The organism is Stenotrophomonas sp. STEN023, assembly GCF_056760135.1.
In genome coordinates this window covers 1-26,064 of sequence record NZ_JBRREF010000035.1, presented here as the reverse complement: position 1 = coordinate 26,064, position 26,064 = coordinate 1, and the positions used below count along the sequence as shown (strand labels likewise).

The 26,064-nt window shown below is 59.0% G+C and carries 22 protein-coding genes; 16 read left to right on the top strand and 6 right to left on the bottom strand.

Going from position 1 to position 26,064, the window contains the following annotated elements; translation table 11 throughout:
• The first annotated feature begins 6 nt into the window (after positions 1-6).
• The 4 genes from ACVOLV_RS11620 to ACVOLV_RS11605 all read left to right on the top strand — a co-directional run bounded on the left by ACVOLV_RS11620 (position 7) and on the right by ACVOLV_RS11605 (position 6,846).
• The gene (locus ACVOLV_RS11620) at positions 7-3,234 is read left to right on the top strand and encodes an efflux RND transporter permease subunit (protein ID WP_481531209.1); all 3,228 of its coding nucleotides are present in this window, start codon (positions 7-9) and stop codon (positions 3,232-3,234) included.
• Positions 3,235-3,311: 77 nt separating this feature from the next.
• Positions 3,312-5,306 (top strand): heavy metal translocating P-type ATPase, encoded by a 1,995-nt coding sequence (locus ACVOLV_RS11615; RefSeq protein ID WP_481531208.1) that lies wholly within the window; start codon positions 3,312-3,314, stop codon positions 5,304-5,306.
• A 2-nt stretch (positions 5,307-5,308) separates the two neighbouring features.
• On the top strand, positions 5,309-6,034 hold the full coding sequence (locus tag ACVOLV_RS11610) for a response regulator transcription factor (protein WP_481531207.1): 726 nt from the start codon (positions 5,309-5,311) through the stop codon (positions 6,032-6,034).
• A 62-nt stretch (positions 6,035-6,096) separates the two neighbouring features.
• Positions 6,097-6,846: a hypothetical protein gene (locus tag ACVOLV_RS11605; RefSeq protein WP_481554538.1), complete on the top strand. Its 750-nt coding sequence runs from the start codon at positions 6,097-6,099 to the stop codon at positions 6,844-6,846.
• Between the two features lie 841 nt (positions 6,847-7,687).
• On the opposite strand, the gene chrA is transcribed toward ACVOLV_RS11605, so the two are convergent.
• The 4 genes from chrA to arsH all read right to left on the bottom strand — a co-directional run bounded on the left by chrA (position 7,688) and on the right by arsH (position 10,680).
• Positions 7,688-8,890, bottom strand: a complete 1,203-nt coding sequence (chrA, locus tag ACVOLV_RS11600) for a chromate efflux transporter (RefSeq protein ID WP_481554537.1) — start codon at positions 8,888-8,890, stop codon at positions 7,688-7,690.
• A 165-nt stretch (positions 8,891-9,055) separates the two neighbouring features.
• Positions 9,056-9,484 (bottom strand): arsenic resistance N-acetyltransferase ArsN2, encoded by a 429-nt coding sequence (arsN2, locus tag ACVOLV_RS11595; RefSeq protein WP_481554536.1) that lies wholly within the window; start codon positions 9,482-9,484, stop codon positions 9,056-9,058.
• Positions 9,485-9,520: 36 nt separating this feature from the next.
• On the bottom strand, positions 9,521-9,943 hold the full coding sequence (arsC, locus tag ACVOLV_RS11590) for an arsenate reductase (glutaredoxin) (RefSeq protein WP_481554535.1): 423 nt from the start codon (positions 9,941-9,943) through the stop codon (positions 9,521-9,523).
• Positions 9,940-10,680 (bottom strand): arsenical resistance protein ArsH, encoded by a 741-nt coding sequence (arsH, locus tag ACVOLV_RS11585; RefSeq protein ID WP_481554534.1) that lies wholly within the window; start codon positions 10,678-10,680, stop codon positions 9,940-9,942. Before arsH ends, arsC begins: the two co-directional genes overlap by 4 nt.
• Before the next feature lie 38 nt (positions 10,681-10,718).
• Between arsH and ACVOLV_RS11580 the strand changes: the two genes are divergently transcribed.
• The 9 genes from ACVOLV_RS11580 to ACVOLV_RS11540 all read left to right on the top strand — a co-directional run bounded on the left by ACVOLV_RS11580 (position 10,719) and on the right by ACVOLV_RS11540 (position 21,440).
• Positions 10,719-11,033 (top strand): ArsR/SmtB family transcription factor, encoded by a 315-nt coding sequence (locus tag ACVOLV_RS11580; protein ID WP_481554533.1) that lies wholly within the window; start codon positions 10,719-10,721, stop codon positions 11,031-11,033.
• Positions 11,033-12,085 (top strand): ACR3 family arsenite efflux transporter, encoded by a 1,053-nt coding sequence (arsB, locus tag ACVOLV_RS11575; RefSeq protein ID WP_481554532.1) that lies wholly within the window; start codon positions 11,033-11,035, stop codon positions 12,083-12,085. The genes ACVOLV_RS11580 and arsB overlap by 1 nt, the downstream gene beginning before the upstream one ends.
• A gap of 631 nt (positions 12,086-12,716) precedes the next feature.
• Complete coding sequence (locus ACVOLV_RS11570; protein WP_481554531.1) at positions 12,717-13,967, top strand: TolC family protein; 1,251 nt, start codon at positions 12,717-12,719, stop codon at positions 13,965-13,967.
• On the top strand, positions 13,964-15,199 hold the full coding sequence (locus tag ACVOLV_RS11565; RefSeq protein ID WP_481531199.1) for an efflux RND transporter periplasmic adaptor subunit: 1,236 nt from the start codon (positions 13,964-13,966) through the stop codon (positions 15,197-15,199). The genes ACVOLV_RS11570 and ACVOLV_RS11565 overlap by 4 nt, the downstream gene beginning before the upstream one ends.
• Positions 15,200-15,208: 9 nt before the next feature.
• The gene (locus ACVOLV_RS11560; RefSeq protein ID WP_481554530.1) at positions 15,209-18,340 is read left to right on the top strand and encodes an efflux RND transporter permease subunit; all 3,132 of its coding nucleotides are present in this window, start codon (positions 15,209-15,211) and stop codon (positions 18,338-18,340) included.
• Positions 18,341-18,384: 44 nt separating this feature from the next.
• Complete coding sequence (locus tag ACVOLV_RS11555) at positions 18,385-19,068, top strand: HupE/UreJ family protein (protein WP_481513629.1); 684 nt, start codon at positions 18,385-18,387, stop codon at positions 19,066-19,068.
• 13 nt (positions 19,069-19,081) lie between these two features.
• Positions 19,082-19,723: a hypothetical protein gene (locus ACVOLV_RS11550; RefSeq protein WP_296247990.1), complete on the top strand. Its 642-nt coding sequence runs from the start codon at positions 19,082-19,084 to the stop codon at positions 19,721-19,723.
• Between the two features lie 59 nt (positions 19,724-19,782).
• A complete protein-coding gene (locus tag ACVOLV_RS11545; protein ID WP_296247988.1) occupies positions 19,783-20,031 on the top strand; it encodes a hypothetical protein in 249 nt (82 codons plus the stop codon).
• A gap of 74 nt (positions 20,032-20,105) precedes the next feature.
• The gene (locus ACVOLV_RS11540; protein WP_296247986.1) at positions 20,106-21,440 is read left to right on the top strand and encodes an MFS transporter; all 1,335 of its coding nucleotides are present in this window, start codon (positions 20,106-20,108) and stop codon (positions 21,438-21,440) included.
• A gap of 100 nt (positions 21,441-21,540) precedes the next feature.
• On the opposite strand, the gene ACVOLV_RS11535 is transcribed toward ACVOLV_RS11540, so the two are convergent.
• Complete coding sequence (locus ACVOLV_RS11535; RefSeq protein WP_296247984.1) at positions 21,541-21,921, bottom strand: OsmC family protein; 381 nt, start codon at positions 21,919-21,921, stop codon at positions 21,541-21,543.
• Between the two features lie 87 nt (positions 21,922-22,008).
• Positions 22,009-22,671, bottom strand: coding sequence for an ArsR/SmtB family transcription factor (locus ACVOLV_RS11530; RefSeq protein ID WP_296247981.1), 663 nt, complete (start codon positions 22,669-22,671; stop codon positions 22,009-22,011).
• Positions 22,672-22,879: 208 nt separating this feature from the next.
• Between ACVOLV_RS11530 and ACVOLV_RS11525 the strand changes: the two genes are divergently transcribed.
• From ACVOLV_RS11525 to ACVOLV_RS11515, 3 genes are all read left to right on the top strand, one after another.
• Positions 22,880-24,157 (top strand): MFS transporter, encoded by a 1,278-nt coding sequence (locus ACVOLV_RS11525; protein WP_296247979.1) that lies wholly within the window; start codon positions 22,880-22,882, stop codon positions 24,155-24,157.
• Positions 24,154-24,504, top strand: coding sequence for a DsrE/DsrF/TusD sulfur relay family protein (locus ACVOLV_RS11520; RefSeq protein WP_296247977.1), 351 nt, complete (start codon positions 24,154-24,156; stop codon positions 24,502-24,504). Before ACVOLV_RS11525 ends, ACVOLV_RS11520 begins: the two co-directional genes overlap by 4 nt.
• A 125-nt stretch (positions 24,505-24,629) precedes the next feature.
• Positions 24,630-25,823 carry an MFS transporter gene (locus tag ACVOLV_RS11515; RefSeq protein ID WP_481513622.1) on the top strand — a complete coding sequence of 398 codons (1,194 nt, stop codon included), beginning with the start codon at positions 24,630-24,632 and terminating at the stop codon, positions 25,821-25,823.
• Positions 25,824-26,064: the final 241 nt, after the last annotated feature.

Genomic DNA, 26,064 nt, shown 5'->3' with positions numbered 1-26,064 from the left:
CCATACATGTTCACTATCATCATTGAATCAGCGGTCCGCTTCCGCTGGTTGGTGGTGTTCCTCGCCGCAATGGTGGCCAGCTGGGGTCTCTTCCAGCTGAGCAAGCTGCCCATTGACGCGGTCCCGGACATCACCAACAGACAGGTGCAAATCAATTCGATCGCGCCCGCACTGACACCGGAGCAGATCGAGCGTCAGGTGACGTATCCACTTGAGACGGCATTGGCCGGCATCCCGGGCCTGAACACCACCCGCTCGTTGTCGCGCAACGGTTTCTCGCAGGTCACGGCGATCTTCACCGACCAGACCGACATCTATTTCGCGCGACAACAGGTTGCCGAGCGCATGCGCGAAGCAGCGGAAGACTTGCCGGAAGGTGTATCCCCGGTCCTTTCACCGGTGACTACCGGTCTGGGCGAGGTGCTGATGTGGACGGTCGACTTCACCGACTACGACCCGAAGAACCTGGCACCGAAGGGGCAAGCCGGCTGGCAGGAGGGCGAGGTTTACCTAACGCCAGAAGGCAACCGACTGACAACCGCAGAAGAGCGTGCCACATACCTGCGCACCGTGCAGGATTGGATAATCGCCCCCCAAATGCGCTCCAGCCCAGGCCTTGCCGGCGTGGATACGGTGGGCGGCTATGTGAAGGAGTATGGCGTCCATCCGGATAGCGCACGTTTGGCGGCATACGGACTGGGATTGTCCGACCTCGTCCAAGCGCTTGAGCGGTCGAACGTGCAAGCTGGCGCAGGCTTTGTCCAACGCGCTGGCGAGGGCCTCGTGGTTCGCGCCGACGGTCTAGCTTTGACCACAGGCGACCTGGCGCAGGCCCCGGTGGCTACCAAGGACGGCGTGGTGATCCGTGTCGCCGACGTTGCCGATGTCGAGCTCAGTCGCGCTCCGCGTCTCGGTGCAGCCAGCCGCAACGGACACGAGGCCGTGCTGGGTACGGCGCTGATGATCGCTGGCGGCAACAGCCGCACCGTCGCTCAGTCCGCTGCGGACCGGCTGGTAGAGGTGAACAAGTCGCTTCCGCCAAACATCTTTGCCGTGCCCGTGCTGGACCGAAGCCAGCTCGTCAACTCCACCATCAAGACGGTTGCCAAGAACCTGACCGAAGGCGCACTGCTGGTCGTGGTGGTGTTGTTCCTGCTGCTGGGCAACCTACGTGCCGCGACCATTACGGCACTGGTGATTCCGCTGTCGTTCCTGTTTGCCGTGATCGGCATGAACCGGTTCGGGATCAGCGGAAACCTGATGAGCCTAGGTGCGTTGGACTTCGGCATCCTCGTGGACGGCGCGGTCATTGTCATTGAATCCACGCTGTTGATGCTGGGTCAGCGCCGCGTCGAACTGGGCAGGCCACTGACTGCCACGGAGCGGATGAAGGTGGCCACGGAATCGGCCAAAAAGATGGCGCGCCCTGCGGCTTTCGGCCAGTTAATTATTCTGCTGGTCTTCCTGCCGATCATGACGTTGGAAGGTGTCGAAGGAAAAACCTTCCAGCCAATGGCGGCTACCTTCATGCTGGCGCTGATGGGCGCGTTCATTTTCTCCTTTACCCTGGTGCCGGCACTGACCGCCCTCTGGGTGCGGGAGCCGAAGATGAAGCCGGGCGAGGAGCTCCATCACGGCGAGCACGAGACCAAACTCATCAAGGTGCTGCGCACCCGGATCGAGCCTGTGATTGAGCGGGCTGTCGCCATGCCGCGCGTGGTGCTGGGTGGCGCGGTGCTCACCCTGGCTGTGGGTGTGACCTCCTTCATGATGTTGGGCCGTGAGTTCATGCCTACGCTGGATGAGGGCAACCTGGCCATGCAGGCGCTGAGAGTTCCTTCGACCTCGTTGGAGCAGTCACTGGCCATGCAGTTGGCACTGGAGAAAGCCATTGCCAAGGAGCCGGAAGTGGAGACGGTGTTCTCCCGGACAGGTACCGCGGAGGCGGCCATCGACCCGATGCCCACCAACATATCCGACAGCGTGATCGTGCTGAAGCCCAGAAGCGCATGGCCGGATCCGAAACTTTCGAAGGATGAGCTCGTCGGTCGGTTCGAGTCCGTGGCCTCGAAGCAGCTCGGCAACAGCTTCGAGTTCAGCCAACCCATTGAACTGCGCTTCAACGAGCTCATCTCCGGTGTGCGCACCGATCTTGCCGTGATGATTTACGGTGATGACTTCGGTGATCTGCAGAAGGTTGCAGACCAGGTGGCGCTCAAGCTGCGTAGCGTCCAAGGCTCGGCGGATGTACGGGTCGAGCAGATCTCCGGCCTGCCAACCCTGAACGTCAAGATCGACCATCTTGCAGCTGCGCAGTACGGGTTGACCGCGGCCGATGTGAGCGACGCTCTGTCGACTGGCATCGGCGGCACTGCTGCGGGAAAGATCTTCGAGGGTGATCGCCGCTTTGACGTGGTGGTGCGCTTGGATGATGCCGCCCGCAACAATCCGGATCAGCTCAGCTCGTTGCCCATTGCCACACCCTCCGGTGCGGTAATACCGCTTTCGTCAGTCGCCCGGATCACCATAAGCGAAGGACCCAATCAGATCAGTCGCAACAACGGCAGCCGTCGCATCGTGGTGCAAGCAAACGTCCGTGGGCGTGACCTAGGCGGGTTTGTTGGCGAAGCGCAGACGGCGGTAGCGGACGTGAAGCTGCCTGCAGGTTCCTATCTCACTTGGGGCGGGCAGTTCGAAAACCTGCAGCGGGCAGAGAAGCGACTGGCGGCGGTGGTTCCGGTTGTGTTCCTGTTGATTGGTGCACTGCTGTTCATGGCGCTCCGTAGCGCCAAGGAAGCCATTCTCGTGTTCAGCTGCGTACCGCTGGCGCTGGTGGGCGGCATCCTGGCTTTGTTGCTGAGGGGGATGCCGTTCTCGGTGTCTGCCGCCGTGGGGTTCATTGCGGTGTCTGGCGTTGCCACGCTGAACGGCCTGGTGCTGATGCAGGCCATCCGAGAACGGCTTGATGCAGGTGATGCACCGCTGGTGGCGTCTCTCAACGGCGCAGCGAGTCGTATCCGCGCCGTCCTCACCACTGCGCTGGTGGCCATTGTCGGCTTCATTCCCATGGCCATCGCCAGCGGTTCGGGTGCAGAGGTCCAAAAGCCGCTCGCTACCGTCGTTATTGGTGGCTTGCTTACCGCGACCATTCTCACGTTGCTGGTGCTTCCCACCTTTGCTGGCCGCATGGCTAAGCCAAGCACCGCTGCCGTAGGAAAGGACAAAGATCACTGATTAGCTGACACCGCGCTCGGGCGCAGAATCTGCTGCGCCCGAGCCTTGAATGCTCAGATCACAATCGGAGAATAGAGATGAGCCAAGCAACAGAAAGCGGCGCATCCCCGAATAAGGGAGACGCCCATTCCCATGACGGCCTGCTTGGAGCCAATGCAGAGCTGATGTTCGCCATAATCTGCGGGCTACTGCTCGTGACCGGCTTCATAATTGAGAAATCGGGTGCGTTCAGGATCGCATGGTTGCCTACGGCGTTGTACATGCTTGCCTACGTGTTCGGTGGATGGTTCACCCTGCGCGAAGCAATTGAGAACATTCGACAGAAGCGTTTCGAGATCGATACGCTCATGTTGGTGGCAGCAGCAGGCGCCGCCACCCTTGGAGCCTGGGCAGAGGGCGCATTGCTGCTGTTCCTCTTCAGCCTGGGTCATTCGCTGGAGAACTACGCCATGGGGCGCGCCAAGCGCGCCATCGAGGCCCTCGCCAAACTGGCACCGGAGACCGCCCTGGTGGTGAAGGAGGGCGGACCTGTGGAAGTGCCGGTCGCCGCGCTGCAGCTTGGTGACATCGTGCTGGTAAGAGCGAATGATCGGTTGCCGGCTGATGGCTTCGTGGTCAAGGGATCCAGCAACGTCAACCAGGCACCGGTGACAGGTGAGAGCATCCCGGTGGACAAACATCCGGTGCCTGACGCCGAAGAAGCGAGGCGCCGTCCCGATGCAGTCGACATGGCGTCGAGAGCGTTTGCCGGCACCATCAACGGCTCCGGAGCGTTGGAGGTGGAGGTTACCCGGCGCTCTACGGAATCCGCGCTTGCACGCGTGGTCAAGATGGTCAGCGAGGCCGAGACACGAAAATCACCCACCCAACGTCTTACAGACAAGTTTGAGCGCATCTTCGTTCCCTGCGTTCTGGTGCTTGCCAGCGTTCTACTGTTTTCCTGGGTGGTGATAGACGAGCCGTTCCGTGACAGCTTCTACCGGTCCATGGCCGTACTGGTTGCTGCCAGCCCGTGCGCACTGGCCATTGCCACCCCCAGTGCTGTTCTAGCCGGCATCGCACGCGCTGCACGTAGCGGGGTGCTGATCAAGGGCGGTGCGCCGCTTGAGGAGCTTGGCATGGTGACGACAATCGCCTTCGACAAGACCGGCACCCTGACCGAGGGCAAGCCCCGCGTGACCGACATTTTTGTGACGGAGGGCGTAACCGAGAAAGAGTTGCTAGAGGTCAGCGTCGCCGTGGAGGCGCTGAGTGACCATCCGTTGGCGGCCGCCATCGTTGCTGATGGGAAGACGCGCCTTTCCGGGCCGGTCACGTTGGTGGCCAATGAATTCGAGAATCTCGCCGGACGAGGAGTGCGTGCGGATGTTGGTGGGCAGACTGCCTGGATCGGGAAGGCGGAAATGTTCGGGGCTGACGGGGTTCCGGCTTTGGGCCCGTCCGCCAAAGAAGGCATCGATGTGCTGCGCAGTCGCGGGCGAACGACGATGGCGGTGCGGCTGGGCGATAGGGATCTGGGCGTCATCGGCTTGATGGACACCCCGCGGGCAGAGGCACGCCAAGCGCTGGACAAGTTGCGTGGACTGGGCGTGAGTCAGATGATCATGATCTCCGGTGATCACCAACTCGTCGCGCAATCCGTAGGCAGAGACGTCGGGGTAGATCAAGCGTGGGGCAACCTCATGCCGGACGACAAGGTCTCCGCCATACGGGAGATCAAGGCAAGCCAAAGGATTGCAATGGTTGGCGATGGCGTCAATGACGCGCCCGCCATGGCCAGCGCCAACGTGGGTATCGCGATGGGTGCGGCTTCATCCGATGTCGCCTTGGAAACGGCGGATGTTGCGCTCATGTCAGAGGACCTGCGGCAGGTCGCTTTTTCCGTGGCGCTCAGTCGACGTACCAAAAGTGTTATTCGCCAGAATCTTTACGTGAGCCTCGGCGTGGTTGCCTTGCTCGTGCCTGCCACCGTCATGGGTTTGGGCATAGGCCCCGCCGTGGCGGTGCATGAGGGGACCACGCTGTTGGTGGTGGTCAATGCACTGAGGTTGCTTGGATTCCGGGAATCCTAATCGTGGAAATTCTGCTGATTGACAGCGACCGGCAAGTCGTCCGGAACGTACTTGGCGAGATCGAAACCAAGCATCACAGCGTGGACGTTGCGCTGGATGGTGTAACAGGCCTGCACTTGGCCGTGTCCAACCACTACGACGTCGTCGTCGTGGGGTGGGAACTCCCTCGCATCAGCGGGCTGGACTTGGTGAGAAGCCTGCGGAGGGATCATAACGCGTCTGTTCCGGTACTCATGCTGGCGACTAAGGCGGATCTCGCTAGCAAGATCAATGCATTTCGCTCAGGTACGGATGACTACCTCACCAAACCCTTCGAACTGCTTGAGCTTGAGGTTCGCTTGGAGGCATTAGTCGCCCGCTCTCGCGGAAGGGTTGGAATGCGTCAACTCACGGTGGGCAACTTGACCATGGACCTGACGACGCTGGAGGTGTTCCGTGCAGGGAGGCGACTTCATCTCTACCCTGCATCCTGGAAGCTTCTGCAAGTTCTGATGCGGGAGAGTCCAGGAGCTGTGTCTCGGGAGCAACTCGAACGCGCAGTCTGGGGGCATCAGGCGCCTGACCATGACCTGCTCCGTTCGCAGATATCCAGTCTGCGTAAGATTGTTGACGGGCCATGCGAAGAGAAGTTGATCCATACGTTGCCGCGTTTTGGCTACAGGCTCTCTATCCAATCCTCAATCGAGGCACGAGCGGTACTGCTGGAGGGGCTCAGTCGAAGTGAATAAGCAGATTCTCGTCACCTCTGAAGGTGGATCCAGTCGCCAGCTGTTCGCACTCGAGGTCAGTCATGAAGGGTAGATACCGAGCGGTCGTGCCACTGGCTGCATTCGTCGCCGCATCTGTGTGGGGCATGCTGGCAATGCAGCCGCTTGCACCCAATCCGCACGAATCGATGATGTGGATTCCTGCCACTGTCGCCGGCGGGGGCTTGGTCATGGCGTGGGTCGCTGCAGTTGTTGCTGACCTGGCGGCGGCTTCTCAGATTAGCTCCGCCGCACGTGCATGGTTGTTCCCGGGGAGTGGCGTCATGATAGCTGCGCTGGCATTGCTTGCCGTCATGACCTCGATGGCACAAATGAGAGAGGTGTTTGAACTTGTGGTGCTATGTGCTGCATTTGTTCTCGTACTGATCGCATCAACAACATCCGTTTGTGCGTCCGTCCGATACAAAGCGCGCATAACCGCATCAACTTCCGTAATGGTGATTCATTCGATTGCTTTTGCATTTTCCGCATTTCTTTCAGCATCTAACCCTCCAGAAGCGGGGGCATTAAGCGAAGGTTGGTTCGCCGCATCCATTCTTGCTTGCGGTATTTCCGCGGTCTTCGTATCGACATACTGGGTTGCGGCATTACGTGATCCCTCTCTGTCCTTCTCACCCATGTTGCGATCGCTCGTTCGATTCATAACAGGGGAAGCGAGGGCTAAAGAGTGGTGCAGCAAGCACCTTATTCGATCTCGCAGTGACCCTTCTGTAAGAACACGGCGCGGCGGCAAGTCACGAAGGAGAACGCGGCCAGTGCAGCGGAGACGATGAGGATGCTGCTCTTGTTGCACCACGACCTCATTGGGGGCCCCAAGTGATACCGCCTCTCGCTGGACAACCGCGAGCTACTGCCGGTCAAGGTCGAGCTGCCCCCTGTCACACCCCGGACGCGGAGGATGAGTATCTTTGTTCTCCTTAAGTATTCGACGCACGCGTCATCGAACGAAGCATAGGTCGATGCCAGAGGACTTCCATGTGCCGGGCAGAAAACAGTCTCGCAAAACTTTATTGCCGGGAATGGCTTAGTAAGAACGAGATTTAATGCCAAAACCTAGCCAAGGCCCTTTCTGAACTGATGCAATAGTGTCCGATTTCGGCCAAATGCAGACATCCCCCCGATAGACACCCTGAATCCCGAAATCCCCTAGTCCTCGCTCGCGATCGCTGGATCCGCCATCCCACCTTGCAAGGTGGGCACTCATTGCGTGCGTGGCGAGCTTATCTACCGGAGGCGGCTCGGCTTTCTTCGTCCTGCCTTTCGATCTGACCACCGATCGATGTTCCGCGCACCGCTTGCGCGCGCAGGCTTTGGGCTGGGTGTGGTTAGACAACGGCTTTCTTTGGCTAAGAGCGACGTGTGCTCGCGATGCATCTTTCCTTTGCATTCATGGCGACGTCGGGGTTAGTCGCGATGTATGTGCGGGGTGCCAATGCTCCCATTGCAACGAGACTGCTAGCCATGGAGATGTGCGGAGTAGGCAACGGAACTACTGGCGTCCATCGCGTGCGTTACCGCGCACCTGCTTTTGGTCCCCACCGAAATTCCAGCGCATAGCGTAAGCGAGGCGAACGCTAGAACTTTCCGCTGTCGCGACTGTCCGATCTAGTGGTTTTATCGCGCCATCGCCCAACCCGCCATGCCAACTAGCAACACGACCAGGACCGGAGGTGTACGCACGACGACCAGTAGCCCGAATGCCACCAGCGTCACCGCGACATCCCATCGATTATGGATTGCGCTTGTCCACACCGGATCGTACAACGCAGCCAGCAGGATTCCGACCACCCCGGCGTTGACGCCGGCAATCGAAGCCTGCAAATCCTTTCGGTAGCGCAAAGACTCCCAGAACGGCAGCACCCCCACGAGGATGAGTACGGCGGGCAGGAAAATGACTGCCAACATCGCAAAGCCACCTACCCAGCCACCTAGCGGTCCGTCGGCCATTGCCCCTAAGTACGCTGCAAGAGTGAATAGAGGGCCTGGCACAGCCTGCGCCGCACTGTACCCGGCAAGCAGATCCGCAGTGCTTACGGTGCCGCTCTGCACGACCGCAGTTTGCAACAAGGGCAAAACAACGTGGCCGCCGCCAAAGACCAGAGCGCCAGCGCGGTATACGCCCTCCAGCAGAACAGCCAGGGGGGAATTGCTCGCAGCCGCCCACATCGGCAGCAGAGCAAGTAGCAGCACGAACAATGTCAGTGCCACCGTGCCAGTTCTTCGCGAGACGGGATAGCTGCATGGGGACTGATCGGATGCTGGTTCGATTTTTAGCGCCCAGCGACCGAGTAGCCCGCTGAAAATGATCACTGCCATCTGGCCGACGACCGAGGGCAATACCGACGTCGCCACGGCGGAGAAAAACGCCATCCCTACTCGCAAACGGTCTGTACACAGGGATCGGGCCATTCCCCATACGGCTTGCGCTACCACGGCAACTGCTACGATCTTCAGGCCATGCAGCCAGCCGGATTCAACGATGCCTTGGTATCTGGCAACTCCCAAGGCAAACAGAATCATCAGCACGGCCGATGGCAGGGTAAAGCCCGCCCAAGCGGCTAGCAGACCGGGCCAGCCTGCGCGGCACAAGCCCAACGCCATTCCTACTTGGCTGCTGGCGGGACCTGGCAGTAATTGGCAAAGGGCCACCAGATCGGAGTAGCTGCGGTCGGTCAGCCAACGGCGGCGCTCGACGAACTCAAGACGGAAGTAGCTCAAGTGTGCGATCGGACCGCCGAACGAGGTCAGGCCTAGTCGCAGGAACGCCAGGAAGACGCGCCAAGCGCTTTCCTTTGTTGTGGGATCGAGCGACGACACTAGGCATGGTCTCCTGCAGTTATTAACGAGGGTTAGCTCAACCCGGAAAAGGCTTTTCGGCATCGAAGTCCAGACGTGTCCGCTTCGGTCACAAACGGTAGTCAATGCAAGCTCCGAAAAATCCCAATTCCCTGCCCTGTTGAGCAATTCCTCCGGTCACGATGACTACAAGTGCTTAACCATGAATGCTGCGGTCCCCGGACATATGTTTGCGAACTGCTGCGATCGACTGATCGATTCAGGCGCTTCGACCCGTGACGAATGACTGTATCCGCAACGCTCGAATAGTTGTGCTGCAGTGCCTGTCAGTAGGAACAGTTCTGTGATCCCCTCCTTGGCTGCCATTTGTTCTGCATGGTTCAGCAGCACCGAACTGTAGCCCAGTCCTCGGTGACTCTGGACGACTGCAAGGGAGCGCAGCAGACCGGCAGGCAGGTACAGCTCGATACCGACAACACCAATGAGTTCACCCTTCTCGTGAAGCCCACCAAAGATCTTGCGTCTGCCGTCTTCCAGGTCACTCACTGGCAAACCGGCGTCCACCAGAATGGACACGATCGCGGCGTTCAAGGCAACAGGCGCGAAAGTAGTCATGGCGTGTCCTTCATGGGTTTGGCCATCTGGCGGTGATCAGGATTTAGGACGATTGCCGTGTTCATCGATGACAACTTCACCGTCTTCTTTCATAAATGGAGCATCTATTGCAGGCAATATCTCAAGAACGACTTCAGAGGGGCGAGCAAGTCGCACGCCTAGATCGGTTTCCACAAATGGTCGATTGATCAGGATCGGATGAGCCAGCATGACATCAAGCAATTGGTCGTCGCTTAAAGCTGGATCAGCCAGACCTAGCGCTTCGTAGGGTGTGTCCTTCTGCCTGATCGCAGCTCGTACGCTCAATCCTGCTTGGTCGATCAGGTAGGCCAAGCGTTTCTTGGTTGGGGTTTCGATCAAGTAGTCGACGATCACCGGTTCGATGCCCGCATGTCTGATCAGGGCAAGAACGTTCCTGGAGGTTCCGCAGTTGGGATTGTGGTAGATCGTTGCCTTCATGCTGCGGCTCCCGCTGTTGCAGAGGATTTGGCTCCGGACGCTGTCGCCAGAGCGGCGGCGGCGGCGGCGTCACCTTTGCGCTCGCTGTAGCGATCAACCAGATAGTCACTGCGATCTCTGACCAGCAACGTGAATTTCACCAGCTCTTCCATTACATCCACAACCCGGTCGTAGTACGGAGATGGCTTCATTCGACCTCGCTCGTCAAATTCCTGCCAAGCCTTGGGTACTGACGATTGGTTCGGGATGGTGATCATGCGCATCCAACGGCCCAGCACGCGCAACGCGTTCACCACATTGAAAGATTGTGAGCCTCCGCTGACCTGCATCACTGCGAGTGTGCGGCCCTGGGTTGGGCGAATGCCAGCGTCCTCCAGCGGCAACCAGTCGATCTGATTCTTGAACACGGCGGTCATCGTCCCGTGACGTTCCGGACTGATCCAGACCTGACCTTCTGACCACGTGGAGACTTCACGCAGCTCGATCACTTTGGGGTGATCGGCCGGTACCGCGTCCAGCATCGGCAGTTCGTGTGGATCAAACAGCCGAGTATCCGCGCCGAAGTGTTCCAGTAGGCGCTGTGCCTCCAAAGCGAGCTTCCGGCTGAAGGACTGTGGACGCAACGAACCATAGAGAATCAGGATGCGCGGTCGATGCTTGCTCGGATCAGCCACATCAAGGTCTGAGCACGAAGGCGACTGCAGGGACTCGGCATGGATGTTCGGGAGATTGGGCATAACTTGTTCCTTCTCTTTATTTCCATTATTCTAGATCCATGGAACATAAAACTGCAACGCGAGCTCTAGCAGCCCTCGGTCATGGCACAAGGCTGTCGATCTACCGTTTACTTGTCGAAGCAGGTCGCGGCGGCAAGCTGGCCGGTGAGATCGCCGAGGCACTTGCGCTCCCCGGTGCCACGCTGTCCTTTCACCTGAAAGAGCTGGCTGCTGCGGGCCTTGTCACTTCCGAGCAACTCGGTCGAACCATCTGCTACCGTGCAAACTTTGATGCCATGACAAGTCTGGTCGACTACCTGACAGAGAACTGTTGTGCTGGCGATCAATCCTGCAGCACGCCCGGCCGTTGCTGATGAACGACGTCGCTGAGATACGGCCTGAGCGCCTGTCATTTCTGGATCGCTTCCTGACCGCCTGGATTTTCCTGGCCATGGCGGTTGGCGTGGGGCTGGGCATCATTTTCCCTGGCCTGCAGCACCAGGTAGACGCGTTGAGCATCGGCACTACGAACGTGCCAATCGCTATCGGGCTGATCTTGATGATGTTCCCCCCACTCGCCAAGGTTGACTACGCGCAGCTGGGCGTGGTGTTCAGGGATAAGCGGGTATTGGCGCTATCGCTGGTTCAGAACTGGGTGATTGGCCCAGTTCTGATGTTCGCCCTGGCAGTGATATTTCTACGCGATCAGCCGGGTTATATGACCGGGGTGATCCTGATAGGGCTGGCCCGCTGCATCGCAATGGTCCTGGTATGGAACCAGCTTGCGAAAGGCGACAACCAGTACGTTGCCGGCTTGGTGGCGTTCAATTCAATCTTCCAGATCGCGTTGCTCAGCGTCTATGCCTGGCTGTTTCTCTCCGTGTTGCCGACGGCATTGGGCCTGCAAGGCGTGGTGCTCAACATTGGATTCTGGCCAGTTGCGGAAGCTGTCCTGATCTATCTCGGCATCCCATTCGCTGCCGGTTACCTGGTACGTCGATCGTTGACCAAGTCAAAAGGACTTCACTGGTACGAGCACCGGTTTCTACCTGCGATCGGCCCGATAACGCTAGTGGCCCTGTTGTTTACGATCGTGGTGATGTTCGCAATGAAAGGGGGCGATGTGGTCAAACTCCCCCGGGATGTTTTGCGGATAGCCGTTCCACTGACGATCTATTTCTTGGTCCAGTTCATCATCAGCTTCTTCATGGGCAAGCTGATCGCTAAAGACTACCCGCGCACAACCGCCATCGCCTTCACCGCTGCCGGCAACAACTTCGAACTGGCTATCGCGGTGGCAGTGGCTGCGTTCGGCATCAGTTCGCCGGTCGCATTCGCAGCCGTCATAGGCCCGCTGATAGAAGTGCCGGTTCTGATCATCTTGGTGAACGTGGCACTGCGCCTGAAGCAACGCTGTTTCTCCTAGATCCCCCGCAAGAAAACGCATGTGGCGGGGAAACGTTGGCTAGAGCCAACAGGTAGTCGTCCATACCCGCGAGGGATTCCGAGTCTTTCACAAAGGCATTGGACGTCCTCCGTGAGGATTCTCCTGTTGCTCGCGCCTATATCGACAAAAGCCTAGAAAGCCATTTACCCTAATGGAATGTACCGTACGTCGGCCACTTCCGATCTGCTTCGTGTCAGCCTCTTTGCGCTGCTGGCCATAGTTTCGTTGGTGCGTCCGATGTTGAACCTGATGGGTGACCTACACTCCACAGATCACGCGATCGTTGAAGCCGCTGAGCATGGCCATCACCACCCTGGCGAGCCTGATTCGGATTCCGATCCTGAGCATGCCAAGGGGCCGCATGCCCTGCTCCACTCGGTTGACGCCAATGGTGCAATCAACCTCTGCAACCACAGTCACTGGACTCCATCAGGTGTTCCAGATACCACGGTCCCGCCTCTAGACGTCTATTGGCGTCCTTCGCAACAACCCTCTACACCCTTCAGACCTCCAATCGTTTGACGAATCCGGCCGCCTTATAGCGGCCTGACAGTGCTGGTCGCAATTTGCGGCCGGCTGCGCTATTCGTCGAACAATCGGAGAAGATCCCGTGAATTTGCGTTGCATGTGGGTACTGACTTTGGTCGGTACCTGCAGCGTTGCCCCGTGCGGCTTCGCTGCTGAACCTTTGCGCCTGGAGGAAGCCGTTGCCCGCGCTCTCCTGGCGAATCCCACAATCCAAGCCGAAGTCGCCCGCCTGGAGGCGGTACGTAATCGTGCAAACCGAGAGGCCCTTCCCGCTCCCTATGTAGTGGGAGCCGATTTCGAAAACGTTGCCGGTACCGGCGGGCTGAGCGGTGTTGACTCAGCTGAAACCACCTTGCGCATTGGACGCGTCCTTGAGTTGGGTGGGAAGCGTGATGCCCGCGCCGCATTGGGTGATGCAGAGATCAACCTTCAGCGAGGCGCTGAAGGCGTGGCCAAACTCGACATCACCAATAGCACTACGCAGAGATTCATTCAGGCCGCTGTCGCTCAGGAGCACGTGGAGAACGCCGAAGAACGGGTTCGCCACGCGAACAGCACGCGTCGAGAAGTTGCCAGGTGGGTGCAGGCAGCACGTAATCCGGACTCCGACCTTCGGGCCGCAGAGATTACATTGGCCGATGCCGAACTGAAGCACGAGCTGGCGCTTCAAGCCCTTCAGGGAGCCAAGGCACGCCTTGCTGCCAGCTGGGGAGCCCTCACCCCGGACTTCGATACCGTTATCGCGGATCTGGACACCCTGCCCCCACTCGCGGATTTCGGAATCTTGGCCGGCCGCCTGCCGCAGACACCGCAACAGCGTCTTGCGCAGCTCGAAACAGAGTCTATTGCGGCTCGTCGTCGGATTGCAGTTGCGAGTGGAAAGCCTGATGTGAACGTCAGTCTTGGCGTTCGTCGTTTGGAAGCTACGGGTGATCAGGGGCTGGTGATGTCCTTCTCCCTGCCACTTGGAAGCCAACGCCGCGCGTCCTACTCCGTTGCTGAAGCCGATGCGGATCTGGCTGCTGTGCATGCTCGCGCCCAAGTCACAGGTTTGGAACAACGCCAGCAATTGTTCGATCGCTATCAGTTGATGCAGCAAGCCCGCTCGGAAGTGGAAGCGCTTCGCGCCCGGATGCTACCCAAAGCGCAGGAGGCGATCAGCCTGACGCGCCGCGGCTTTGAAGCCGGTCGATTCTCTTTCCTGGCGCTTGCGCAAGCCGAGAAGACCCTGTTCGACCTGCGCGAACGCGAGGTCGAAGCGGCCGCTCGCTATTACACCCTTCTGGTCGAGGTTGAACGCCTGACCGCTCAATTTCCGGATGCCTCCCAATGAAGCGTTATGCATTCCTTATCCTGCTACCGCTGATGCTCGCCGCCTGTGGCGACAAGCCGAACGCTGTACCTGCTGCAGAGGACGGCTCGGTAGCTGCCGGCGCCGACTATGAGCGCGGCCCTCATCGTGGCCGAATGCTGCGCGATGGCAACGTCGCCATCGAGGTGACGGTGTACGAAACCAACACGCCGCCGCACTTCCGCCTGTATGCATACCGGGACGATAAACCGATCGCCCCGGGTGAGGTAACCGCCAGTATGGAGGTCGCGCGACTCGACGGCGAGGTCAACGCCTTCGCCTTCAAGGTGGAGAAAGACTATCTAGCCGCGAGTGCCGAGGTTGTGGAGCCGCATTCGTTCGACGTGAAGGTCAATGCCACGCTCGGCGGAAAAGCCCATAACTGGACCTACGCGTCCTATGAAGGTCGAACCACCATTGATGCTGAAGCGGCAAAGGATGCCGGCGTTGTCATTGAGACCTCAGGTCCAGCAACGATTCGTGACACCGTTCAATTGATGGGAACGGTCGCGCTGAATGAGAACCGTCTTGCCGCAATCAAAGCAAGGTTCCCGGGAATCGTTCGTGCGGTGCAGGTTCAAGTGGGCGACCGCGTTGCACACGGGCAAACCCTGGCGACGATCGAGGGCAACGAGAGCATGCGTACCTACGCCGTGACCGCCCCGTTTGATGGCGTCGTGCTGACGCGTACAACCAACGTGGGCGATGTGGCTGCCGACAACACCTTGATCGAAATAGCCAACCTGGGCGAGGTATGGGTGGATCTGCGGGCCATCGGCACCGACGCCGAGCGCTTGGCGGTCGGCCAGGCTGTACTGGTTCGCTCGGCGACCGGCGAGACCACCGTGGAATCCACCATTGCCTCGCTGTTGCCAGTGGCATCCAGCGGGCAGAGCGTGGTCGCCCGCTTGAGTCTGCCCAACCCGGATGGCCGTTGGCGGCCTGGAATGACGGTCGCAGCCGAAGTGACGTTGTCTTCCGAAGAAGTGCCGCTTGCGGTGAAGGAGTCCGGCCTGCAGCGATTTCGCGATTTCACCGTCGTATTTGCGCAGGTGAAGGACACCTACGAGGTACGCATGCTTGAGCTGGGTCGCAGGGACGGCGAGTACGTCGAGGTACTGGGCGGGCTGAAGCCCGGGACACCCTACGTCGCAGAGCAAAGCTACTTGATCCGCGCAGACATCGAAAAGTCCGGCGCCAGCCACGACCACTAAGGAACGGCCATGCTCGAACGAATCATACGAGCGTCGATCGCTCACAGATGGCTGGTGCTACTCCTTGTGCTTGGGCTGTGTGGCCTTGGCATCTGGAACTACAACCGGCTCCCCATCGATGCTGTGCCAGACATCACCAACGTCCAGGTGCAGGTCAACACCGAAGCACCCGGCTACTCGCCATTGGAGGCAGAACAGCGCGTCACGTTCCCTGTCGAAACAGCATTGGCCGGCCTGGCCAAGCTTGAGTACACCCGTTCGGTTTCCCGCTACGGTCTTTCCCAGGTCACGGTGGTGTTTGAGGATGGAACCGATATCTACTTCGCCCGTCAGCAGGTCGCAGAACGCCTGCAACAGGCGGCCTCTGCCCTGCCCTCTGGCTTGAAACCTTCGCTGGGACCGGTTGCCACCGGCCTGGGCGAAATCTTCATGTACACGGTCGAAGCGGAGCCCGGTGCAGAAGACACCTGGACACCCATGGCACTACGCACACTGCAGGACTGGGTCGTGCGCCCGCAGATGCGCCACCTCAAGGGAGTCACCGAGGTCAACACCGTTGGCGGGTATGTTCGCCAATTCCACGTCACCCCTGACCCCTCGAAGCTTCAGGCCTACGGTCTGACCATGCAGGACGTTCTTGATGCAGTAGATCGCAGCAATGCCAACGTCGGTGCCGGCTATATCGAACGATCAGGCGAGCAGTACCTGATCCGTGTGCCCGGCCAGGTGGCGGACATCGCCGGACTTCGGAAAATTGTGGTGGCCACACGCGACGGACTTCCGTTGCGCGTAGGCGATGTTGCCGAAGTGCTTGAGGGCAGCGAACTCCGTACGGGTGCCGCTACCAAGGATGGCAAGGAAGTGGTGCTTGGCACCGTGTTCATGCTGATCGGGGAAAACAGCCGGGAAGTCGCACAGCGAAGCGCTGCGAAGCTCATAGAAATTGACAAGACACTGCCTGAGGGGGTTCGTGTACACGCTGTATACGACCGCACTGAACTGGTTGACCGCACCATCGAAACCGTTCGCAAGAACCTGCTGGAAGGTGCCCTGCTCGTCATCGCTGTGCTGTTCCTGCTGCTAGGGAACTTGCGCGCAGCGTTGATCACCGCCGCGGTGATCCCGTTGACCATGTTGTTGACGATCAATGGAATGGTGCAGAACCGCGTCTCGGCGAACCTGATGAGCCTGGGTGCGTTGGACTTCGGCCTGATCGTTGATGGTGCAGTAATCATCGTGGAGAACTGCCTGCGTCGTTTCGGCGAGCAACAGCATGCATTGGGACGCCTTCTCACCCGCCAAGAGCGATTTGAGCTTGCTGCTAGTGCGAGCGCTGAAGTGATCAAGCCAAGCTTGTTCGGCTTGTTCATCATCGCCGCCGTCTACATCCCGATCTTCGCCCTGTCCGGGGTGGAAGGAAAGATGTTCCACCCGATGGCGTTGACGGTGATCATCGCGTTAACCGGAGCGATGGCGCTATCGCTGACGTTCGTGCCGGCGGCAGTGGCCCAGTTCGTGACCGGGAAGGTCTCGGAGAAGGAAACCCGAGCGATGCGTGAGGCAAGCCGTTTCTACGGTCCCTTGCTGGACAAGGTCATGTCTGCACGCAAGTTGGTGGTGGCGGCTGCAGTTGTTCTCATTGTTCTCTCAGGCGCACTAGCGACCCGTCTGGGCACTGAGTTCATCCCGAACCTGGATGAGGGTGATATCGCTCTGCATGCCCTGCGTATTCCAGGCACGAGCCTGACCCAAGCGATTGGCATGCAGCGGCAACTGGAAGCTCGGATCAAGGAGTTCCCGGAGGTGGATGAAGTTGTAGCCAAGATCGGCACCGCCGAGGTGGCCACCGATCCGATGCCGCCTTCGGTGGCTGACACCTTCATCATGTTGAAGGACCGCAGCGAATGGCCAAACCCACGTAAACCCAAGGCTGAACTCATTGCCGAGCTGGAAAAGGCCGTGCGCGCCATTCCCGGCAACAACTATGAGTTCACCCAGCCGGTTCAGATGCGCATGAACGAGCTCATCGCGGGTGTTCGCGCCGAGGTGGCGATCAAGCTGTATGGCGATGACCTGGACCAGCTGGCAGCCATCGGTGGGCAGATCGAGAAGGTTGCCAGCAGCATCGAGGGCAATGCCGACGTGAAGCTGGAACAAGTCACCGGCCTGCCCCTGATGACCATCACGCCCGATCTGGATGCCTTGGCCCGCTATGGCGTATCGATCGACGCCGTGCAGAAAACGATCTCCATGGCATTGGGTGGCGAAACAGCCGGCCAAGTGTTCGAGGGGGATCGCCGCTTCGACATCGTGGTTCGCCTGCCCGAGAGCATGCGCGAAAACCCGAGGACCTTGGCGTCACTACCCGTCGCGTTGCCAGTTAGTGAGGAAGCGGCACGTGGCTATGTGCCGCTGGGCCAACTGGCCAAGGTGGAAGTCGCCCCAGGTCCGAATCAGGTCAGCCGGGAGAACGGCAAGCGACGGGTGGTCATCACCAGCAATGTTCGCGGTCGGGATCTTGGCTCGTTCGTGGAGGAGCTGCGCGAACGCGTGGGTACGGAGGTGGCGATGCCAGAGGGCTACTGGGTGGAGTATGGCGGCACGTTCGAGCAGCTGATCTCTGCCAGCAAGCGCCTTTCGGTCGTGGTGCCGGTCGTGCTGGTGCTCATCTTTGGCCTGCTGTTCATGGCCTTCGGCTCGGGCAAGGATGCCGCGATCGTCTTCAGCGGTGTGCCATTGGCACTCACAGGCGGCGTACTGGCACTGGCAATGCGGGGAATCCCGCTATCCATCTCAGCGGGCGTTGGCTTCATCGCTCTATCCGGCGTCGCGGTGCTCAACGGCTTGGTGATGATCAGCTTCATCAAAAAGTTGCGCGAGGACGGCGCCTCTCTGGAACACGCCGTACATGAGGGGGCGATTACCCGCTTGCGGCCGGTGCTGATGACGGCGCTGGTGGCCAGCCTTGGATTCCTGCCCATGGCCCTGAACGTCGGCGCTGGCGCAGAAGTGCAGCGCCCGCTGGCCACAGTCGTTATTGGCGGAATCGTGTCATCCACTTTGCTGACCCTGCTGGTGCTACCGGCGCTCTATCGCCTCATCCATCGCGATGGGGACCTCAACAACACGGAGCGCGCATGAGCGCTCCTTCAATTCCGAAAGTAAAGGAGAGTTTCTTGCGCAACATCAAGCTACCTGCGGCCGCACTCGCAGGCCTTGCGCTGCTGACCACAACAGCAGCTGCGGTGGCCCATGGCGTCAGCGAGGGGGACGCCGCCTTCCTCGAAGAAAGTTCCGGCCGCAATCTGCTGGCATTCACCTATCTGGGTGCCAAGCACATGTTCACCGGATACGACCACATCCTGTTCCTGCTGGGGGTTGTGTTCTTCCTGTACCGCATGAAGGATGTGGGCATCTACGTCACGCTCTTTGCCATAGGGCACAGCATCACGCTGCTGCTCGGCGTGTTGGGCGGCTTCCACGTCAATCCATACATTGTGGACGCCCTCATCGGCTTTTCTGTTGTCTACAAGGCGTTAGACAACATGGGTGCTTTCCGGCGTTGGTTCGGCTTTCAGCCCAACACGAAGGCTGCAGTGATGATTTTTGGTCTGTTCCACGGCCTCGGCCTTGCCACCAAGCTGCAGGACTTTTCACTGTCCCCGGAAGGTCTCGTCGCCAACATGTTGGCGTTCAACGTTGGCGTGGAGATCGGCCAGATCCTTGCTCTGGCGCTCATCCTGATCGTCATGGGCTTCTGGCGCCGCTCGCCGATGTTTGCCCGCCAAGCCTTTGGTGCCAACGCCGTGTTGATGACCGCTGGTTTCCTGCTCATCGGCTACCAGCTCACCGGCTACTTCGTTTCCTGATCGAGATAATTCAATGTCCATTACTGCAAATCAGCCTCTTCCCAGCACCGGCCGCCTGGTCCGCGCCACCTTCATCGCCGCAGCCGTAGCATCTGTGCTGCTGGTCACTACCGTCATGCCTGCCGAGTACGGCATTGACCCGACCGGTGTCGGTCGGGCGTTGGGCCTGACCAAGCTGGCCGAGACTACTGAGGACAATGCGCCAGATGCCGCGGCTCCGGTCACGGGTTCCAACAACCAGGCCAACCAGACCTTGGCCGAAAAAGCCAAAGCCGCTTTTGGTGAGAACAAGGGGCAGACGTTGGATGCCGCTGCAAACTCACTTACCGCAGGTCCAATGCGTACAGACGCACTTACCGTGACATTGGAGCCGGGCAAGGGCGCTGAAGTAAAAGCACATCTTAAGCAGGGTGCCGGCGCTATCTACCGCTGGAAAGCTACCGGCGACGTGGCGGTGGATATGCACGGTGAGCGCCCGGAGGTGAAGGGCGCTTGGACCAGTTATTCAGTCGAGGCCGCGCAGACCCAAGCCGAAGGCACTTTCATTGCCCCCTTCGATGGGACGCACGGCTGGTACTGGCAGAACCGTGGCACCACACCGGTGGACGTTTCGGTCGAAGTCGTCGGTTTCCAAGCTGACCTGTATCGCCCTTGATCTCCCTACACTTGATTTCAACCCGCGGTGTGTACACCGCATTTTCCGGAGTGTTACCCATGAAGATCCGCAATGTTCTCGTAGCTTGCTTCCTCGCAGCAGCCTCCACCTCCGGAGCTGCAGTCGCGCATGACCCTGCCCTGCATGAGTCCACCCCGGCTCCCGCAGCGGTAGTGAAGAAGCCCAAGCCCACCACCTGCGAGCAGTTGGCTGATGCATCCAAGTATGACGTCAATCACAATGACTCGGCCACCAAGGCGCTGAAGACCTCCTGTGATGCTCAGAAGGCGGGTGCGGCGAAGAAGTAATCTGTTTGAAAGAGCGAGCGGGACCCAACTGGTCCCGCTCTATCTCCTTGCATGCACTTCTCGAGATTCCTTCCATGATCGACGTTCTGAAGAACTCAAGCTTCCGGAACCTGTTTGCCGCCCAGGTCGTAGCTCTGGTGGGCACAGGCCTGGCTACGGTTGCATTGGCCTTGTTGGCCTACGACCTGGCCGGTGCCGAAGCTGGCGCCGTGCTGGGGACAGCACTGGCGATCAAGATGATCGTCTATGTGACACTCGCCCCAGTCTCAGCGGCCGTAGTACCTCCAGCATTGCGAAAGACCGTCTTGATCGCACTTGACCTGGCCCGAGCCGCGGCTGCTCTTACCCTGCCGTTCGTCACCGAAATCTGGCAGGTCTACATCCTGATTGCACTGTTGCAATCCGCCTCCGCATGTTTCACTCCCCTTTTCCAGTCACTCATTCCAGAGATTCTCAAGGATGAGAAGGACTACACCAAGGCACTATCGCTCTCCCGCTTGGCGTATGACCTTGAAAGTCTGTTGAGCCCTGCGTTGGCTGCGGCGTTGCTTACTCTGATCAGTTTCCATGGGTTATTTGCCGGGACTTCTGTTGGCTTCGTACTCTCCGCGATACTAGTTTTCTCAACCGTCTTTCCCTTGATCGCGGACAAGCGAGGAAATGAGGGACCGTACACGCGAGCCATTCGAGGAATGCGCATCTACCTGCACACACCGCGTCTGCGTGGTTTGCTGGCGCTAAACTTGGTCGCTGCTGCGGGCGGATCGCTGGTATTCGTCAATACCGTGGTTGTGGTGCGCAGCGTCCTTCATGGCGGTGAGCGTGAAGTGGCCTGGGCCCTGGCTGCGTTCGGTATCGGGTCGATGACGATCGCCATGCTTCTACCGAAAATCCTGGGAAAAATCTCGGACCGACTGGTCATGCTCGCAGCAGCTGGCCTGATGTGCACAGTACTAGCGGGCCTGCTCGGCACCTGGATTGGATTGAACGGAGTCGTCACCTGGGCCGTAGTCATTCCAGGCTGGGTACTTCTCGGGATGGCTTATGCAGGACTTGTCACCCCCGGAGGTCGCTTGCTTCGCCGTTCCGCTGATTCTGCTGATCTACCATTTTTGTTCGCTGCGCAGTTTTCGCTGTCTCATGTTTGCTGGCTAATCGCATATCCACTTGCTGGCATGGTTGGAGCTCGCTGGGGAATCCCCGTGGCGATCAGCGCGCTGACCGGCCTGGCTGTTTCCGGGCTGATCGCTGCCTGGTATTCGTGGCCGCAACTTGATCCTGATGAGATAGAACATCGTCACGATGATCTACCAGGCGAACACCCACATTTGACGAATCTGGACGGGAACGAAAAGACGCATTCACATCGATTCGTCATCGATGAACTGCACCGTCGATGGCCATCATGATGAACGCACGCCGGTGCCACATAGCGCTTACGTCTTGGATGGCTAGCGACTTCAGGCAGTTGGAATAAGCTAGCGGCCGGCATATGCCCAGAGGGATTTGCTACCGCTGTCGTGCGAACTCTAGATCTCGAGAGAGGGTCTCGCGCACTGGGCAGCTATCAGCAACAGCCTCCAACTTAATGCGCTCTGCGTCACTGATGTCACCGACAATTTCGATTTCGTAGTTGAAGCATGTTCTCGTCTGATCAGGCTTGCTGATCCACACCGTTGTGGAAACGTGATCAAGCGCTATCGAATGCTGATCGGCGTACATCCGGATCGCCATGTTGATGCAGGTGGCGAAGGCTGCCTCCAGCAACTGATGGGCGCCGAATCCAGCTCCGCTTCCACCTTTCGCGGCGGGTGCATCGCAGACAATAACCTGGGTCTCGTTGCTGACTTCTGATTGGTAAGGAGCCGGTAAGCTGTTGACCGTGATCATCAAAACACCTCTCTACAGCATATTTCAGTAACGTCGTGCGACAGACTATCTCGCGTCTATCAGGCCTGGGGGGCCGATACGCCAGATCTAGTCTGTGACGACCTCGAGTCCCGCTGCCTTCCACTCGGGAAACCCCTCCTCCAAACGACGAATGCGGTAACCCTTCATCCGCAATGCGGACACGACCTCGAACGACATCACGCAGTACGGGCCTCGGCAGTAGGCGATGATCTCCTGATCCTTGGGCAGCTCCGCCAGACGGTCCTCCAGTGCCTCGATAGGCATGCTGACGGCTCCAGGTAGATGGCCGAGCGCGAACTCAGCTTCTGGACGCACGTCAAGCACGGTGACCATCCCGCTATGCATCCTCGTGATCAGCTCCTCCCGAGACACCGGCTCCAGTGCGTCGCGGGCGTCGAAATAGTCTCGAACGATTCGATCAACTTCCGCGACATTGCGTTCAGCGAGATGGCGCAGCGTTTGAAGGACGGACACTACTTCAGCATCGCCGGCCAAACGATAGAAGACCTGCTTACCTCGACGCTCGGCGTCCACCAAACGGGCACGACGTAGAAGCTGCAAATGGCGGGACGTGTTGGCAACACTCATACCCGTCAATTCCGCTAGAAGGTCGACACTACGGCGGCCTTGGGCAAGGTGCTCGAGCAGTTCGAGACGGTTGGCGTGCCCGAGTGCCTGAGCCACTTCGGCCAAATGCTCGTAGATCTCGTGCTTCGGAGTGCTTGACATTCCCTACCCCTCCAAACAATCATTCAATTCATTGATTGAATGATGCCATTGTACAAAGAGGGTGGCAAGCCATGGTCCTTGGACAGCACCTGCGAGCAAACCTGGCGTGTCGCTTGCGCGGCAAGCGCGTGGCCGCGCCCGGTTTCGAAAGGCATCACAGCATGGCTACCAGTGCCGTTAACGCCGGTCATCCGGAAGCTGAAGCGATATGAGTACGACGTCGGTGGCGGTTCCCGTTCGGCTTGGCCTCAAGGAGAACTGGCGGCAGTTTTCTTTGCTTGTACTGATCAATGCGTTTGTTGGTGGCATGGTTGGTATCGAGCGCACCGTCGTGCCGTTGATTGGCACAGAAGAATTCCGCGTCGCGTCGACCACGCTGGTCACCTCCTTCATCGTCAGCTTTGGCCTGGTCAAGGCGTTCGCCAACCTGATCTCCGGTCACCTTGCGGACACTTGGGGTCGCAAGCGCGTTCTGATTCTTGGTTGGCTATTGGGCTTGCCTGTGCCCTTCATGATCATCGCTGCACCCACCTGGGAATGGATTATTGCCGCGAACGTGTTTCTTGGCTTGAGCCAAGGATTTGCATGGTCGATGACGGTGATCATGAAGATCGACCTTGTTGGGCCGAAGGGACGCGGATTGGCGGTTGGCTTGAACGAGTTCGCAGGCTATCTGGCCGTTGGCATTACCGCCTTCCTCACTGGCTATCTCGCCAGCCGCTATGGCCTGCGTCCGGCACCAATCTACCTCGGTGTCATCTATGCGATCACAGGCACGCTGCTGTCGATTCTCGTTGTTCGAGACACTCGCGGTCACGTACATGCGGAAGCGGCCGCCACTGAGACCAACTCGCCAACATTGAGCTTTCGGCAAGTATTCGCGCTTACGTCGTTCAAGGATCGGAACCTGTTCGCCGCATCGCAAGCCGGACTGGTGAACAACCTCAACGATGGCATGAGCTGGGGCATATTCCCGCTTTTCTTCACCACACTGGGTTTGGGTGTGGAGCGTATCGGGCTTCTGAAGGCTATTTATCCAATCGTCTGGGGCGCAGGCCAGGTTGTGACTGGGCCACTGAGTGATCGCTGGGGACGCAAGGGCCTGATCGTAGCCGGCATGTGGGTGCAGGCAGTAGGTCTGGTGCTGACGGCCGCTACCGGGCAATTTCGGTGGTGGTTCGTCGCCAGCGTGCTACTGGGCCTTGGCACGGCCATGGTCTACCCGAGCCTGATTGCAGCAGTATCCGATGCCTCTGCCCCCTCCTGGAGGGCGCGATCGCTTAGTGTCTATCGCTTCTGGCGTGACATGGGCTACGCGATCGGCGCGCTGTCGGCAGGACTCATTGCTGATCGTTTTGGTTTCGCGACAGCGATCTACTCAATTGCAGTGTTGACCTTCCTGTCTGGCCTGGTGGTGGCTTTCGCAATGCGCGAAAACTCTGCTGGCCGTGAAGCTGTTACATCCATAACTACGGGTGAGCCATGAATGTTCTTTTCATCATCAATGATCCACCCTACGGCACAGAGCGCATGTACAACGCCCTTCGACTCGCCGGGTCAATCCTGAAGAGTGGGAAATCCACAGTGAATGTTTTCCTGATGGCCGATGCAGTACTTGGAGCGAAAGCGGGGCAGAAGACGCCTAACGGGTACTACAACATCGAGCGCATGGTCCGCCAGGTTGTGATGGCACGTGGTGAGGTTCTGCTTTGCGGTACATGCATGGATGCCAGGGGGATCACTGACAATGAAGTCATGCAAGACGCTCGACGCAGCACGATGGAGGAGCTGACAACCGCCACCCTTGCCGCAGACAAGGTCTTGGTGTTCTGACGTGCCTCAGATGCATCTCGATTACGACGCCACCACATCAGCTGCCTCTTCCGTTGAAGCAACGAGAAATCGCCACGCATTGACATCCGAATCCGTCTATTTTGCACGAGCATAAGTACGCACACATGAAGAACCACGCACACCGCCAAGTGCTGATCCTGGCTAGTGCCCAGGCCTTGTTCCAGATCGTTTCCGTGATGGTGATGACGATCGGTGGGCTGGCCGGCGCACAATTGGCTGATTCGCCCAAGTGGGCAACGCTTCCGATCGCCACCATGTTCCTCGGAACGGCCATCGTGACCTTTCCGGCCTCGATGTGGATGGCTCGCGTCGGACGCAGAACCGGCTTTCTGTGCGGAACTGCGATGGGCCTCGTTGGAGGCCTTATCGCGGCTTTCGGCATCTGGAAGCAATCGTTGCCGATTCTGGTGTTCGGTACCTTCTTCATTGGTGCCTATCAAGCCTTTGCGCAGTTCTATCGTTTCGCCGCCGGCGAAGTGGCTGATGATGCATTTCGACCGCGCGCGATATCTTTGGTACTGGCCGGCGGCATCGTCGCAGCTTTGGTAGGACCGACGCTCGCTCGTGCTGGCGGACCACTATTGGCGCCCGAGTACCTGGGTTCGTTCCTGATTCTGGCGGTTGTATCCGTGGTAGCGAGCGGCGTCCTGCTCGGCTTGAGGATTCCCCCTGCTGTGGGCCACCTCATAGAGCCAGAGAACAGGCGACCCTTGCGTAAGATCGTGCTGCAGCCCACCTATCTGGTGGCTTTGTTTGGTGCGGCGACTGGCTACGGCATCATGATCCTCGCAATGACCGCTACGCCCATTGCGATGATCCACCACCATCATGAGCTGGCGAACGCAGCTACCGTTATCCAATTGCATACGTTGGGTATGTTCCTGCCCTCTTTCTTTACAGGCTCGTTGATCGCCCGATTCGGTACAGTTCCGATCATGCTCGCCGGCGCGGTAATTTTCATTGGCCATGTCCTCACGACGTTGACAGGAACAAGTTTCGGTTCCTTTGCGACCGCATTGGTCCTCCTCGGCGTGGGTTGGAACTTCATGTACGTCGGAGGCACCACCCTGCTGACCAGCACCTACACAGTCGCCGAAAAAGCGCGAGCGCAGGCCGTCAATGACATGACGATCTTCTTCGTAGGGCTGGCGTGCTCGTTCAGTGCCGGTGGGCTGCTCGACGCAATGGGCTGGCAGAGAATGAATCTTGTTCTGCTTCCCTGGTTGCTCATGGTCGTCGCTGCGCTCAGCTGGCTTGGATTGAGGCAGAGACGCACGGCCGTTGCAGAGTCCGCATAGTGTTGCCGCGTGTGAAGTGGATACGCGAGGTTCGTGTAGACCAAATGGATCAAGCACCGCCTCGGGATAGTGGGACGGAATGCCGCAGCAGTCTCCCAGGACCTGCGATAAGACGATGATCTACCGTAACCAGCTGTGGGGGCCGGGGTGTAGGGAGGCGTGCACACGTATTTAGAGTTTGTGGCTAAATAGGGGGGGGGCTGGCCCCCGCGCTTGAGCACAGGGTGGAACCAAATGGGCG

What these genes read in the sequence shown, in the direction of transcription:
- ACVOLV_RS11615 (WP_481531208.1), top strand. Translation starts at nt 3,312, where the DNA reads ATGAGCCAAGCAACAGAAAGCGGCGCATCCCCGAATAAGGGAGACGCC.
- ACVOLV_RS11540 (WP_296247986.1), top strand. Translation starts at nt 20,106, where the DNA reads ATGATCGACGTTCTGAAGAACTCAAGCTTCCGGAACCTGTTTGCCGCC.
- ACVOLV_RS11535 (WP_296247984.1), bottom strand. Translation starts at nt 21,921, where the DNA reads ATGATCACGGTCAACAGCTTACCGGCTCCTTACCAATCAGAAGTCAGC.
- arsB (WP_481554532.1), top strand. Translation starts at nt 11,033, where the DNA reads ATGAACGACGTCGCTGAGATACGGCCTGAGCGCCTGTCATTTCTGGAT.
- arsN2 (WP_481554536.1), bottom strand. Translation starts at nt 9,484, where the DNA reads ATGACTACTTTCGCGCCTGTTGCCTTGAACGCCGCGATCGTGTCCATT.
- ACVOLV_RS11605 (WP_481554538.1), top strand. Translation starts at nt 6,097, where the DNA reads ATGAAGGGTAGATACCGAGCGGTCGTGCCACTGGCTGCATTCGTCGCC.
- ACVOLV_RS11525 (WP_296247979.1), top strand. Translation starts at nt 22,880, where the DNA reads ATGAGTACGACGTCGGTGGCGGTTCCCGTTCGGCTTGGCCTCAAGGAG.
- ACVOLV_RS11550 (WP_296247990.1), top strand. Translation starts at nt 19,082, where the DNA reads ATGTCCATTACTGCAAATCAGCCTCTTCCCAGCACCGGCCGCCTGGTC.
- arsC (WP_481554535.1), bottom strand. Translation starts at nt 9,943, where the DNA reads ATGAAGGCAACGATCTACCACAATCCCAACTGCGGAACCTCCAGGAAC.
- ACVOLV_RS11530 (WP_296247981.1), bottom strand. Translation starts at nt 22,671, where the DNA reads ATGTCAAGCACTCCGAAGCACGAGATCTACGAGCATTTGGCCGAAGTG.
- ACVOLV_RS11545 (WP_296247988.1), top strand. Translation starts at nt 19,783, where the DNA reads ATGAAGATCCGCAATGTTCTCGTAGCTTGCTTCCTCGCAGCAGCCTCC.
- ACVOLV_RS11580 (WP_481554533.1), top strand. Translation starts at nt 10,719, where the DNA reads ATGGAACATAAAACTGCAACGCGAGCTCTAGCAGCCCTCGGTCATGGC.
- ACVOLV_RS11620 (WP_481531209.1), top strand. Translation starts at nt 7, where the DNA reads ATGTTCACTATCATCATTGAATCAGCGGTCCGCTTCCGCTGGTTGGTG.
- ACVOLV_RS11560 (WP_481554530.1), top strand. Translation starts at nt 15,209, where the DNA reads ATGCTCGAACGAATCATACGAGCGTCGATCGCTCACAGATGGCTGGTG.
- ACVOLV_RS11515 (WP_481513622.1), top strand. Translation starts at nt 24,630, where the DNA reads ATGAAGAACCACGCACACCGCCAAGTGCTGATCCTGGCTAGTGCCCAG.
- ACVOLV_RS11565 (WP_481531199.1), top strand. Translation starts at nt 13,964, where the DNA reads ATGAAGCGTTATGCATTCCTTATCCTGCTACCGCTGATGCTCGCCGCC.
- ACVOLV_RS11520 (WP_296247977.1), top strand. Translation starts at nt 24,154, where the DNA reads ATGAATGTTCTTTTCATCATCAATGATCCACCCTACGGCACAGAGCGC.
- arsH (WP_481554534.1), bottom strand. Translation starts at nt 10,680, where the DNA reads ATGCCCAATCTCCCGAACATCCATGCCGAGTCCCTGCAGTCGCCTTCG.